Annotated in this window: 14 protein-coding genes; 13 read left to right on the top strand and 1 reads right to left on the bottom strand. The window is 39.9% G+C overall.

Going from position 1 to position 14,052, the window contains the following annotated elements; translation table 11 throughout:
• Positions 1-155: 155 nt before the first annotated feature.
• The 13 genes from ACYPXO_RS04530 to ACYPXO_RS04470 all read left to right on the top strand — a co-directional run bounded on the left by ACYPXO_RS04530 (position 156) and on the right by ACYPXO_RS04470 (position 13,744).
• Positions 156-470, top strand: a complete 315-nt coding sequence (locus ACYPXO_RS04530; RefSeq protein WP_111918945.1) for a DUF6442 family protein — start codon at positions 156-158, stop codon at positions 468-470.
• Positions 470-682, top strand: a complete 213-nt coding sequence (locus ACYPXO_RS04525) for a helix-turn-helix transcriptional regulator (RefSeq protein ID WP_111918947.1) — start codon at positions 470-472, stop codon at positions 680-682. The genes ACYPXO_RS04530 and ACYPXO_RS04525 overlap by 1 nt, the downstream gene beginning before the upstream one ends.
• Positions 683-1,215: 533 nt before the next feature.
• Positions 1,216-1,620, top strand: a complete 405-nt coding sequence (locus ACYPXO_RS04520; protein WP_117861665.1) for a single-stranded DNA-binding protein — start codon at positions 1,216-1,218, stop codon at positions 1,618-1,620.
• A gap of 199 nt (positions 1,621-1,819) precedes the next feature.
• Entirely contained in the window at positions 1,820-2,242 is a 423-nt protein-coding gene (locus ACYPXO_RS04515; protein ID WP_173815625.1) for a DUF3847 domain-containing protein, read from the top strand.
• Between the two features lies 1 nt (position 2,243).
• Complete coding sequence (mobQ, locus tag ACYPXO_RS04510; RefSeq protein ID WP_459639465.1) at positions 2,244-3,791, top strand: MobQ family relaxase; 1,548 nt, start codon at positions 2,244-2,246, stop codon at positions 3,789-3,791.
• Between the two features lie 15 nt (positions 3,792-3,806).
• Entirely contained in the window at positions 3,807-5,708 is a 1,902-nt protein-coding gene (locus ACYPXO_RS04505) for an AAA family ATPase (RefSeq protein WP_459639464.1), read from the top strand.
• A gap of 102 nt (positions 5,709-5,810) precedes the next feature.
• On the top strand, positions 5,811-6,014 hold the full coding sequence (locus tag ACYPXO_RS04500; protein ID WP_009243293.1) for an excisionase: 204 nt from the start codon (positions 5,811-5,813) through the stop codon (positions 6,012-6,014).
• Between the two features lie 86 nt (positions 6,015-6,100).
• Entirely contained in the window at positions 6,101-7,363 is a 1,263-nt protein-coding gene (locus ACYPXO_RS04495) for a tyrosine-type recombinase/integrase (RefSeq protein WP_004840332.1), read from the top strand.
• A gap of 363 nt (positions 7,364-7,726) precedes the next feature.
• Complete coding sequence (locus tag ACYPXO_RS04490; protein ID WP_459639463.1) at positions 7,727-10,771, top strand: SrtB-anchored collagen-binding adhesin; 3,045 nt, start codon at positions 7,727-7,729, stop codon at positions 10,769-10,771.
• A 238-nt stretch (positions 10,772-11,009) separates the two neighbouring features.
• Entirely contained in the window at positions 11,010-11,336 is a 327-nt protein-coding gene (locus tag ACYPXO_RS04485) for a YdcP family protein (RefSeq protein WP_117992194.1), read from the top strand.
• Between the two features lie 15 nt (positions 11,337-11,351).
• The gene (locus ACYPXO_RS04480) at positions 11,352-11,735 is read left to right on the top strand and encodes a YdcP family protein (protein ID WP_003432338.1); all 384 of its coding nucleotides are present in this window, start codon (positions 11,352-11,354) and stop codon (positions 11,733-11,735) included.
• A 95-nt stretch (positions 11,736-11,830) separates the two neighbouring features.
• Positions 11,831-12,280: a hypothetical protein gene (locus tag ACYPXO_RS04475; RefSeq protein WP_120091058.1), complete on the top strand. Its 450-nt coding sequence runs from the start codon at positions 11,831-11,833 to the stop codon at positions 12,278-12,280.
• Positions 12,281-12,376: 96 nt separating this feature from the next.
• The gene (locus tag ACYPXO_RS04470) at positions 12,377-13,744 is read left to right on the top strand and encodes an FtsK/SpoIIIE domain-containing protein (protein WP_226972091.1); all 1,368 of its coding nucleotides are present in this window, start codon (positions 12,377-12,379) and stop codon (positions 13,742-13,744) included.
• 5 nt (positions 13,745-13,749) lie between these two features.
• On the opposite strand, the gene ACYPXO_RS04465 is transcribed toward ACYPXO_RS04470, so the two are convergent.
• Entirely contained in the window at positions 13,750-13,950 is a 201-nt protein-coding gene (locus ACYPXO_RS04465) for a helix-turn-helix domain-containing protein (RefSeq protein WP_004612745.1), read from the bottom strand.
• Positions 13,951-14,052 lie beyond the last annotated feature (102 nt).

The following is a 14,052-nucleotide window of genomic DNA, read 5'->3' as shown; positions in this document are numbered from 1 at the left end:
AAGAAAATTTAAAATTATGAAAGTAAGTATTTTCTCTTGCTTCTATATTCATTGATTTAATGCAAAGAAAACTTGGGAAATAATTGACAAGTAAACTTGGTAGTGGTATATTATGAATGTAAATAAAACTTGGCATTTAAGAAAGGGGAATATCAATGAATAAGGAAGAAATTTTAGCTAGAAGTAAAAAAGAAAATATTTATGGAGATGAACGTGAAAAGAGTGTGCGTACAAAACGAGATGCTTTTTCTCTTTGGGGGCTTACTGTTTTAGGCATTATTATAATGTTCATTAAACTATTTTGTATGGAGTCTCCGGCAGATATAATTTCTATTTTGTTTTGTACATCAGGATTGGGATTTACCTATGAAGGGATTAAACTTAAGAAGAAATGGAGTATAATTTGCGGTGTTGTATTTTTACTATTGGCAGTTTACTTTTTTTATAAATTTTGTATGGGGTTATTCTAATGGATGATAAATTGGTATTAAAAAATAATTTAAAGCGTGCAAGAACAGAAAAAAAACTCTCGCAATCGGCATTAGCAGAAATGGTTGGGGTATCCCGAAATACAATTAGTTCTATTGAAACAGGACAATTTAATCCAACGGCGAAATTAGCATTGATTATATGTATAGCACTTGATAAAAAATTTGAGGAATTATTCTATTTTGATGAATAATAAAAAGTTGACTTTGCAGGAGGTATTATGATGAAGGATAAAAAAATTATTTTGGAAATGGAATTTCAGTCGGGTTATGTTTAGGTGTAGTATTCGGAATTATTTTAGATAATCTTGCGTTAGGCATAGCAATTGGCATATGTCTTGGAAGTTCTGTTGGAACAATTGTTTATAAGAAAAAAACAAAAGATGAATAACAATTTCAGCTTGTCGAACCGAAAAACACTGTAATAACATGTATAAAAGAAAATATAAAACACCCTACTGAGTAGGTTGAACTAAATGCCCCTATGATTTCAATTTTGAAGTCATAGGGGTATTTTTTGTGCAGAAAAATAAAAAATTTCCTTTTCCACCCTGTATTTTCCCCTCTGAACCTTTCGTTATATGAGAGCAAAAAAATAAAATTCATTTTTTATTTGTAAAAAGCCCTCTCTACGTTCTGATATATGAGGCACAAATTACATTTGCCTTAAAAGAATCGGGCCTGATTCAAGAACAAACAAAAAACGAAAAGGGAAAGGAGAAACTACATGAATAAAACAATCTTAATGGGAAGACTGACAAAAGATCCGGAGGTGAAATATTTCCAGAATGAAAACAGTACTGCAATGGCACGATACACGCTGGCAGTAGACAGACGATATCGAAAGGATGGAAAGGCAGAAACAGATTTTATTTCTTGTGTTACCTTTGGGAAGAATGCTGAGTTTGCAGAAAAATATCTGAAAAAAGGGTTGAAGATTTTAGTAAGCGGACGGATCCAGACAGGAAGCTATGTGAATCAGGAGGGGAATAAAGTTTATGCCACCAACGTGATTGTAGAAGAACATTATTTCGCAGAAGGGAAGAAACTGTCAGGATCAGAAAAGAAAGAAGATACCGATCCAGATGGATTTATGCATCTTCCAGACGGAGAAGAACTTCCGTTTGAGTAAGAAAAACTCGGATGCTGAAAGCAGAAGAGCGCACTTATATACCTTAAAAGGTATGTGCGTCCTACGGAAGTAGCATCTTTCTGAAGGGAAATTCCGAAAGTGTTTGCGGATGATCCATCCGAAGAAGGGTTTCCCTTCCGGCAGAAATGCCTATCCCGTAACAGAGAAAAAGGGAGAATTGAAAAGGAGGAAAAATGATATGGCGAAGAAAAAAACATTTCAGGAATATACGAAGGAAGCACTTTATGAGATTGAAAAAACAGAAGCTGCATTGAAACAGGCAAAGCTTGAGAAGGAACAGGCAGAGCACAGGATCCAGAGATCCTTGAACTATCTGGATACACAGAAAAAGAAAAAACGAAAGGCACGAACTCATCTGTTGATCCAGAAAGGAGCAGCCATAGAAGCTATCTGTAAAGATACCAAATATCTGACAGAGGCGGAATTTTATCAGCTGATAGATGAACTTCTTCATGATCCCGCTTGTAAGTTTTGTGATGTCGTTCATGAAATGGTTCGTGGACGGGCGGAAACTGCAGAAGCAAAAGAACGAGAATTAGAAGAAGAGGAAGCACTATTAAAGGCGATGCAGCGAGGTGAACTGCCACAGGGAGATGAGTAAGATGGGATGTTATCACTTTCATCTGAATCAATTGTCCAGAGGAAAAGGACAGTCTGCCATTGCCAGTGCTGCCTATCGGGCTGGTACAAAACTGGAATGTACGTATTATGGAGAAGTAAGTGATTATACGAGAAAAGGCGGTGTGGTATTAGCGGAGATCCATCTTCCCCAACAGGCTCCGGAGAGATTCAAAGACAGGGAGATACTTTGGAATGAGGTGGAATGGATCGAAGGAAATAAGAAAGCACAGCTGGCACACAGCTTTGATATTGCCTTGATGAATGAGTTTTCTATGGAAGAAAATATTGAGCTTGCAAGAAGATTCGTAGAAGAACAGTTAGTCGCAAGAGGGATGATCGCAGATCTAGCGATCCATGATCCGAAGAAGGCAAAGGATAAAATCCCCAATCCCCATATGCACATCATGGTTCCCATCCGTCCTTTACAGGAAGATGGTACCTGGGGACAAAAACAAAAAAAGATTCCAGTATTAACACCGGATGGACAGCCGGTTTTGAATCAGAAAGGACAGCCGATATTTCGGGCGGTACATACAACGGATTGGAGTAGGAAAGAAACCTTGGAAGAATTGAGAAGTGCCTGGGCGAGGATGTGTAACGAACTGTATGAAGAAAAAGGACTTACAGAAAGAGTCGATGCCAGATCTTATGAGGAACGGGGGATTGATAAGATCCCGATGGTGCATGAAGGACCGAACGTACAGGCAATGGAAGCAAGAGGAATTTCAACTGCACTGGGAAGTTTAAACCGACTTATCCGTGCCTTGAATGATATGAAAGAACGGGCAAAGAATCTTCTTCAATGGTCGTTGTTTCGACAAAGCCAGTTGATGGAACGGATGCTGTTCTTACATCAGCCAACTTTAGCGGATTATCTAAGAAACTATTATGACAAGAGAAATGCAGTCGCAGAATCCTACGCTTATGGAACACAAAAGGCGAAGAATACAAATCTGAAACAATTTGCAGAGACGATCCGCTTTCTGGAAGAGCAGGATGTGAGAACCCCAGAACAGCTGACAGAGAAAATCCAGGAATTCGATACTCAGCTGAAGGAAGTGAGCCAGAGGTTGAAAAAACAACTGGCTGCTTTACAAAGGGTCAATGTCAACCTTTATGCAATGAAAGAGTATTTTGAAACGAGACCTGTTTATCTGGAATTAAAGAACAAATATTTTGGCAGGGAAAAATTCAAAGAGGAACATAAGAAAGAACTTAGCGGATATTATCGTTCGGAAAGAATCTTAAAAGAAAATCTAGACCCAAGTGGGAAGATTCCGGAAGGACAATGGAAACGAGAAGCCGCTCGTTTATCAGAAGAGATAGCTGCTTTACGAAAAGAAGATAAACGGATCCATGCCATGTTACGAAAGTATGAGGGAATCAAAAATCATGTGGAAGCTTTGATGGCAGAGGAAGGAGAAGGTGTCTCTCTTCCAGAAACAAACAAACGGGAGCAATCCACAGAAACAAAAGAAGCAGTGAGAACCATGAAACGAAAGAAGAAACATCATGGAATGGAATTATAGGAGGAATTTTAGAAGATGGAAGAATATACAAGAGAACAAATCCAAAGAGCAGATGATACCGATTTATATGTTTTTCTTTCTGGGAGAGGAGAACAGTTCAAACGATGTGGAAAAGAATACCGGTGGTTACGACATGACAGTGTGATGATCAACAAGAACGAATGGTATCGTTTTAGTCAGAATAAAGGCGGTCATGCCATTGATTTTATGAAAGAATTCTACGGTCTTTCTTTTGCAGAGGCAGTCAAAGAATTATTAGGAGAAGAAAGAGAAACCGATAGAAGAACGGCGAAGGAAGATGCAGGCAGACAGAAGGTCTGCCCCATCCCCTTGCCTGGATTGGAACTGCCAGAAAGAAATGAAAGCTGTGAGATTGCAAGGAAGTATCTCATTGAACAGAGAAAACTATCGGAACAACTGGTAAATCAGATGATTGAAAAGGGGGATATTTATGAAAGTAAAAACTATCACAATGTGGTGTTCGTTGGAAGAGATAAAGAACAGAATCCCAGATATGCAGCTATGCGTGGAACTGATGAGAACAAATATCGTGGGGAGGCAAGAGGTTCGGAAAAAGCCTATGGATTTGGCCATATAGGAACGGATGAAAAACTGTTTGTGTTTGAATCTCCCATTGATCTTTTGTCTTATATCACTGCAGTTCCAGAAGAATGGGAAAAGCATAGTTATATTTCCCTGGGAGGATTGAGTGAAAAAGCAATGAAACGGATGTATACAGAATATCCTCATATCCATTCCATCTACTTGTGTATGGATAATGATGAGCCTGGAAATGAGAGATGCAGGCAGTTTGTTTCTCTTATTCAGGAGGAACTGAGTGTGTACCGATTAGAACCGGTGAAGAAAGACTGGAATGAATGTCTGGTAGCAGAAGTTCCGGTAGAAAATATGGCAAAGCAGATGTGTTGGAGAGATGCCAGGGAAAAACCAGTTCCGGTCATGAAAATGTCGGAGGTTGAGGAAACGGTGGTCCAGTGGTTATGGTATCCCTTCATTCCCTTTGGAAAGGTTACTTTGATCCAAGGGAATCCGGGAAAAGGAAAAACATGGCTTGCAATGGCGATCGCTGCATACTGTACCAACGGAAAGGAACTTCCCAATGCACTTCCGATAGAACCCTTTAATGTGTTGTATCAAACAGCAGAGGATGGGATTGCAGATACTATTAAGCCTAGATTAGCAAAATGTGGTGCAGATATGACAAGGGTGCGATTTATCAATGAAGATGAAAAACAGCTTTCTATGACGGACGATCGGATTGAAAAAGCCATCCGCCAGAACAATGTACGCCTCATGATCATGGATCCCATACAGGCTTATCTGGGAGCCAATGTGGATATGAACCGGGCTAATGAGATCCGTCCCTTATTTCGACATCTCAGTACGATTGCAGAGAGAACTGGATGTGCCATTGTTCTCATTGGACATTTGAATAAGTCATCGGGAAGTCAGAGCGATTACCGTTCCCTGGGATCCATTGATATCGCAGCGGCAGTACGAAGCATCTTATTTGTAGAAAAGGTGGAAAAAGAGAAGGAACAGGATGTCCGAGTGGTATATCAGCAAAAGGATTCTCTTGCTAAGAAGGAAAATCCGGTAGCGTTTTCTTTAGGAGAAGAAGGCTTAAAATGGTTAGGAGAATACGATATATCCATTGAAGATCTGCTGATGGGGAAAGCAGGAACGAAAAAGGAAACGAAACTGGAAAAGGCACAGAAATTGATCCTGGAGTTATTAACCAAACGGAAAGTAATGTGTTTAGAAGAATTAGAGGCAGAACTACTAGCCTATGGGATTTCTTCCAGAACAGGAAGAGATGCAAGAAAGCAGCTGGAAAACAGATTGAGCTACGACTGGTGTCAGGGAAGAAAAACAGTTGCATTAATCACAGAATAAAGAATGACATTGGCAAAAAACTACTTTGGCATTGGCAGTCTTTATAGATACCTTTGCCAGCCGCCAATGTCAAAAACAAAGATAATAGAAGGAGGCATACAAATGACAAGTTATGATATACCTTATTGGAAGAAGTATACATTATCCATTGAAGAGGCAGCATCCTATTTTCGTATTGGAGAAGGAAAGCTTCGTAAGTTAGTCAGTGACAATCCAAATGCAGAGTATTTGCTTTGGAATGGGAATCGTGTACAGATAAAACGAACAAGATTTGAAAAATTTATTGATACACTCAGTGCGATATAAAATGAAATTTAAAAGAAGGAGGTGTTCGAATTAGGGGTTACATGATATACTAACAATATCATGTTGCGTCCCCTTGGAGGTAGGATATGATTTCAAAGAGACGTGATGATAAAGGCAGAGTTCTCCAGCAAGGAGAATGGCAGGAACCAAGTGGACGTTACCGCTATAAATATACAGATTCACTTGGTAAGCGTAAAATATTATATAGTTGGAGATTGACAGAAGCAGATAAGATGCCGGAAGGTAAACGGGCAGATCTTTCTCTCAGGGAAAAAGAAAGAAAAGTTCAGTCCTTACAGATGCAAGGGATTACAGGAAGTAACATTACAGTGCTTGAACTTGTGGAACGATATCTTTCCCTGAAAACAGGAGTAAAGCATAATACTTTAGCGAATTACAAATTTGTGGTGAATGTATTGAAAAAGGAAGAATTCGCTTATAAGAAAGTGGATGATGTGAAACTTTCTGACGCAAAGATTTTTCTGATAAAACTACAAAGAGATGGTAGAGGATATAGTTCCATTCATTCCATCAGAGGTGTTTTAAGACCTGCTTTTCAAATGGCTGTGGATGATGACTTGATTCTAAAAAATCCATTTGGATTTGAATTAGGTACAGTACTTGTTAATGACAGTCAGAAAAGACAAGCTGTTTCTCCGGAAGATGAAACTAAATTTCTTGATTTTGTAAAGAATGATCCGCATTATAATCAGTATTATGATGCATTTTATATCTTATTCAAGACAGGTCTTAGAATATCTGAATTTTGTGGACTTACTGTAAAAGACTTGGACTTTAAAGAAGATATTATCAATGTGAATCATCAGTTGCAAAGAACTCGAGAAATGAAGTATATCATCGTATCTACAAAGACAACAAGTGGTACGCGGTTACTTCCAATGGAAGCGGATGTAAAAGAAGCATTTCTTCGAATCTTGAAGAATAGAAGGAAACCAAAACGTGAGCCGATGGTGGATGGATATGGAGGATTTCTGTTTCTGGACAAGAATGGAAGGCCAATGGTTGCACTTCATTGGGAAAAGTACATGCAGCATGCAAGAGAAAAATATAATCGTGAGAATTTGTTGCAATTGCCGCCAGTTACTCCACATATATGCAGGCATACTTATTGTACAAATATGGCCAATTCAGGGATGAACCCAAAGACACTGCAATATCTGATGGGGCATTCAGATGTATCTGTAACACTTAATATTTATACGCATACCGGCTATGATGATGCAAAGAAAGAACTTGCCAGATTAAAAGAAGCAAGGGATGAACTGGAAAAGAAAAAGTTTATAACCCAAAAACATGCACAAACAACTCATGTAAGCCTTATCTCATAAGGGATTTGGGACTTTAAAAATAACCCATTTGTACCACAAATGCCCGAAAAAACATGAGAAAATACAAGAATTTATAAGAAAAACACAATAAAAATCTGATTATCCGCTAAAACACAGTATCTATCAGCATTTTCAAGGAAACAAACACATCAATTTACTACTTATTTACTACTAACGAATGAGCCTTGATACGCAAGTTTTCCTAGATATGCAAAGATATGGTACAGCACATCAGTATTGAAACAAGAAAAAATTGAATATCTTATAGACTATGGAACGCCTAACATGACGTTCCTTTTCTATTTCCAGCCGTTCTTATTGGACGGCTATTTTATTACCCAAAATGAAAGGAGCATTAGATTTATGACAAAGATGTTAAAACGATTGTGTACGGGCTTCTTAGCTCTTGCGACTGTCGTTACTGCTTTACCGACTACACCCGTTCATGCAGAAAGTAAGCAATACTGGACGGAAAGTGCAGAGCGTGTCGGTATTGTTGAAAAAGTAATGAATGATGGTTCGATTAGTTCTACCTTTAATGAGGGACATTTGACCGTTGAGGGCGAGGACGCTTACTGTATCGACATTAACACAGACTTTAAGAACGGTTACAAGACCAGAGCTGACGCAAGCTCACGCATGAGTGCCGACCAGATAAGCGACGTTGCCTTATCTATCGAATATGTAAAACAGTACACAGACAGCCACAGCGGAATAAGCAACAATCACGCCTACCTTTTAAGACAGCTTGTTGTCTGGCAGAGATTGAGCGTACATCTTGGCTGGCAATGTGATAACGTGCGAGCTTCTTATAATGAAATTCCAAAGGCAACGCAGGACGAAGTTTTCTCTGGTGCAAGAGCCTTTGTCAAAGAGAATAAAGGACGCTATGAATGTGGCGGTTATATCTACTCTGGCGAGGGGCAGGAATTGGGACAATTCTGGGCGAAGCTCAATGTTGGAAATGCAAAACTGCAAAAGACTTCCAGTAATACCAGCATTACAGACGATAACGGGAAATACTCTGTCGCTGGTGCAATATACGGTGTCTTTGCTGATAAGGACTGCACGAAACAGCTTGCCACCCTTACGACTGATGAAAACGGAAATACAGATGTTGCAGAGGTAACGGCAGGCACAGTCTATATCAAGGAATTATCCGCACCAGCAGGATATAAAGTGGATAAAACAGTCTATCCATTGACAATCAAAGCTGGCGAAACAGCGACTTTGAAAGTATCAGATACACCGAAAGTAACGGACACTTTGATTGAGCTTTTCAAGATTGATATGGAAACACAGAAAGACAATCCGCAGGGGAACGCTTCTCTAGCAGGTGCGGAATTTATATGGAAGTATTATGCTGGCTTCTACAATAAAGGAAATCTCCCTGCCGAAGCTACTCGTACATGGGTTACAAAGACAATCGCTGAAACAGACAGCGACGGGACAACTCATTACATCACAAAATTAGCGGACGCATACAAGGTATCTGGCGACAGCTTCTATATGCAGGACGGTAAGGCGGTTCTTCCACTTGGAACGCTAACCGTTGAGGAAACAAAAGCTCCAAACGGCTACTTGTTAGACGGTGCATATATGCAGACTGGCGATAAGTCCGAACAGATAAAAGGCTTATATGTAACACAGATTACCGAGGACGGCGACCTTGCCGTATTATCTGGAAGTAACCAGTTTTCCGTATCAGACAAGGTTATCCGTGGCGGTGTAAAAATTCAGAAACGAGATTTAGAAACGGGCGATACAAAGCCACAAGGAAGTGCCACTTTGAAAGATACTGCCTTTGACATCATTTCCTTAAATGATAATGCAGTATTGGTTGAGGGCAAGTTATACAAGAAAAATGAAGTGGTAAAGACAATTCGTACAGATATTGAGGGTGTCGCTTCTACTTCTGCTGACCTCTTACCTTATGGAAAATTCCGTATCGTTGAGAGTGAAGCTCCAAACGGTTACTTAACTGACGGTGCAAAACCGATTGAGTTTACAATCACAGAAAATGGAAAAATCGTGGACTTAACCGACGAAGCCCATTCTATCTATAATCAGATTAAGCGTGGCGATATTGAGGGTGTAAAAATCGGTGCAGGCACACACAAGCGTCTTGCTAATGTTCCCTTTAGGATCACAAGCAAGACGACGGGCGAAAACCATGTAGTGGTAACTGATGATAACGGGCAGTTCTCCACTTCTGCTGAATGGGCTTCTCATAAGCACAATACAAACGCAGGAAAGACCAGCGAGGACGGTGTGTGGTTCGGGACTTCTGAACCAGACGACAGCAAGGGTGCATTACCTTATGATACCTACATCATTGAAGAATTACGCTCTGATAGTAACAAAGGCTTTGAACTTATCCCACCTTTTGAAATCGTGGTATCAAGAAATAACCTTGTGATTGATTTAGGAACGCTGACTGATGAATACGAAAAAGAAATTTCTATCCATACCACAGCGACCAGCAAGGACGGCGAAAAGACTATCCTTGCAGGAAAAGAGGTTACAATCGTTGATACTGTCAAATTAGACGGACTTACAAAAGGCACAAAATATCAGCTCAAAGGCTGGCAGATGTTAAAGGAAGAAAACGCCGAGCTTATCATTGACGGGAAACGTGTAGAAAACGATTATACCTTTGTCGCTGATGAGGAAGAAATGAAAGTGGAAATTTTCTATACGTTCAATGCGTCTGCTTTAGGTGGCAAGAACCTTGTTACCTTTGAAGAATTGTATGATTTCAGCAATCCAGACGAACCCGTAAAAGTTGCGGAACATAAAAACATTGAGGACGACGGGCAAACCGTACTTATCACAGAGCGTATCATCAAAATTCATACGACTGCTACCGATAAGGACGGCAACAAAGAGTTTGAAGCTGGAAAAGACATTACAATCATTGATACCGTAACCTTAGAGGGCTTAGAAGTCGGTACACAGTACAAACTTGTGGGCTGGCAGATGTTGAAAGAAGAAAATGCAGAACTTCTTATCAATGGAAAGCGTGTGGAAAGTGATTATACCTTTACCGCTGACAGCGAAACTGTGAAAGTGGAAGTTGCCTTTACCTTTGACGCTACTTCTCTTGATGGCAAACAGCTTGTAACTTTTGAAGAATTGTACGATGTAAGCAATCCAGACGAGCCGAAGAAAGTTACCGAGCATAAGGATATTGAGGACAAGGGACAAACGATTACTTTTAAGGAAAAGCCAGAAGAACCTGAAAAACCAGAAACACCACCGACACCAGAAAAGCCTAACAGACCTAGCGACAGTCCCAAAACGGGCGACAGTACAAATGTAATGGCATTTGTCGTGATGTTGCTTGCGTCTGCTGGTGGACTGGCTGGAACATATCTTTACAAACGCCGTAAAATGAAGAAATCATAAGGCGGTAACGGTATGATGAAAGAAAAATCACGCTCTCCGCCGAAGCGGTCAAACGGCAGACTTCCGCTTATTCTGGCTTGTCTGCCTACAACCTGCAAGAACACGGATAGTCAAGGGTGCGTAAGCATTGATTTTACCCTTTACTATCTGGGGGATTGCTGGTACTTCCCAAACCGCCAGAATAAGAAATCATAATCAAAAAACTTATCAAAAATAGAAAGAAACGAGGTAAAACAATATGGAAATGAAATATGTCGTGCCAGATATGGCACAGTCTTTTGGAACTCTTGAATTTGCAGGCGAAAGCGAGCCAGTCTTTGAAAGAGATAAAAATAACCGCAGGGTCTTAGCCAGACGAAGCTATAACCTTTATTCTGACGTACAGAAAGGCGAAAATGTTGTGGTGGAAATTCCCGTGCAGGCTGGCGAAAAAAAGTTCCAGTATGAACAGAAAGTAAAACTTGTCAATCCGAAGTTATACGGCAGAGGTTACGCAATCGGGGATATGGGACATACCGATTATGTGTTAGTTGCTGATGATATTGTAGCAGTTGAAGAAAAGTAAAGGAGTGAAGAATTTATGAGATTATCAAACGGGTTTGTTATTGACAAAGAGAAAACATTCGGAGAATTAAAATTTACAGCGGTGCGTGATGTGTTCTTGCAGAATGAGGACGGGACACCGAGTACCCAGCTTAAAAAGCGTATCTATGATTTGAAATGCAGTCTGCATGGTGGCATTATTCCCGTGTCTGTACCGCCAGAAGTACCGTTAAGGGAATTTCCGTACAATGCAGTCGTGGAGCTTGTCAATCCAGTAGCTGATACGGTATCACGAAAGACCTATACGGGTGCAGATGTGGACTGGTATGTAAAGGCAGAGGATATTGTCTTGAAGAACAAAGGCAACCAGAACGCAGGAAGTCCACAGAACCATACACCGCAGGGACAGCCGAAAAAATAGGCTTGCTGAATATATTTTCATTGTAGCGGATATATGGAACTGTTATAATATGGATATGAAGAAATGAAAAAATGAGTTGTGAATGGAGAAAGATAATGAAAATTATTATAATCTTTTGGATAATAGCACTATTTATTTGCCTAGCTGACTTAATCAAAAACTGGAAAAATATCAGTTATATACTTAAACCTCATAATCTTAGATGGGCTAGAATAAGTAAATTAAAACAAGATGGGCATACATGGGTTGGATATTTTGATGCAACACGTTATATGTGTGTAGTAGAATTTGAAGAATATGGAGAAATAAAGAAAGTTCCCACATTACATTATTGGTATCTTACTAAATATAATAAAGCTCGTTCAAAAAAAATATTTATGACTCGTGAACAAGGAAAACAAATAGAAATATATTATAGTCAAGAAAAAAATTGTGCAATTATTAAAAAATGGAAATACAGGATTCTTATACCAACAATTATTGAAAGTGTTTGTGCCGTAATAGTAATTATCATAACGATTGTTTTTTTAAGAAATTTGTTTTAAGAAAATTTCAGTTTTACAACTCCATATCCATACACACAAAGCAGTTAGTCTTAGGATTGACTGCTTTTTTCGTACCCAGAAAGGAGTGATTGATTTATGCGTAAGATTTTGAACAAAGGATACCGTATCAGAGCCAGCGACAAGCACCTTGTCTACCACTTTTCCATAGGGACGCTTCTGTTTCTGTTCGTAGCGGTTCTCCTGCTACTGAATATCAAACAGCTCATGCGTACCGATTGGGAGCATTTCAGCTTGTTAGAGAATGGCTTGACGCTCTCCCCTTACAACTTCATAACCATACTGATAGCGACTGGTGTTTGTGCATTGGTCGCTTTTCTGTATTACCGCTTCTGTTACGACAGTTTCAAGAAGCTCCTGCACCGTCAAAAGCTGGCAAGAATGATACTGGAAAATAAGTGGTATGAAGCCGATACCGTACAAGACAGCGGTTTTTTTACTGACCTGCAAAGCAGATCAAGGGAAAAAATCGTCTGGTTTCCAAAGATTTATTATCAAATGGAAAAGGGACTGCTTCATATCCGCTGTGAAATCACGCTGGGAAAATATCAAGACCAGCTTTTACGGTTAGAGGATAAATTGGAAAGTGGCTTGTATTGTGAGCTGACCGACAAGACCCTGCATGACGGCTATATCGAATATACCCTGCTTTATGATATGATAGCGAACCGCATTACCATTGATGAAGTACGGGCAGAAAACGGCTGTCTTAGATTGATGAAAAATCTTGTCTGGGAATATGACGCACTCCCTCACGCCCTTATTGCTGGTGGGACTGGTGGCGGTAAAACCTATTTTCTGCTGACGCTTATTGAAGCCTTACTGCATACCAACGCTATCCTTTATATCTTAGACCCGAAGAACGCTGACCTTGCAGACTTAGGGACAGTTATGGGAAATGTGTATCACACCAAAGAAGAAATGATAGATTGCGTCAATGCCTTTTATGAGGGCATGGTACAGCGAAGTGAGGAAATGAAGCGACACCCGAACTATAAGACGGGCGAAAACTACGCCTATCTGGGACTGCCACCCTGCTTTCTTATCTTTGATGAATATGTAGCGTTTTTTGAAATGCTGGGGACAAAGGAAAGCGTAAGCCTACTTAGCCAGCTAAAGAAAATCGTTATGTTGGGACGGCAAGCAGGTTATTTCCTTATTGTTGCCTGCCAGCGTCCAGACGCAAAGTATTTCTCGGACGGTATCAGAGATAACTTCAATTTCCGTGTGGGACTTGGGCGTATCAGCGAATTAGGTTACGGTATGCTGTTCGGTTCAGATGTGAAAAAGCAGTTTTTTCAGAAGCGTATCAAGGGGCGTGGCTATTGTGATGTGGGAACAAGCGTTATAAGCGAATTTTACACGCCTTTAGTCCCAAAAGGACATGACTTTCTACAAGAAATCGGCAGATTGGAAGAAAAAAGGACTGCAAGCAACGAAAGCTGACAGTCCTACTTCAATTTCAATATGTCGTTTGGGGAACATTCCAGAAAATCACAGAGCTTTGCAAGGATTGTGAGGTCAATTCTGGAAACTTTGTTCTTGCAATAGTTATTAAGCTGTGTCCGCTGTAATTTACACGCTTCACAGACTTTGTTTTTACTGATATTCTTCTCTTTCAAAAGATTTTCTAAATCAATATATACCTGCATACGCTGTACCTCGTCTTTTCTTTGAATTATAAGATACAACTGTATTGATAAATAAGATGTATTACCGTAGACTGTATTATAATACATCCTATAAGAAAGGAC

The organism is Faecalimonas canis, from assembly GCF_054601575.1.
The sequence above is the reverse complement of the archived record's forward strand: the minus strand, read 5'-3'. Positions and strand labels throughout refer to the sequence as shown.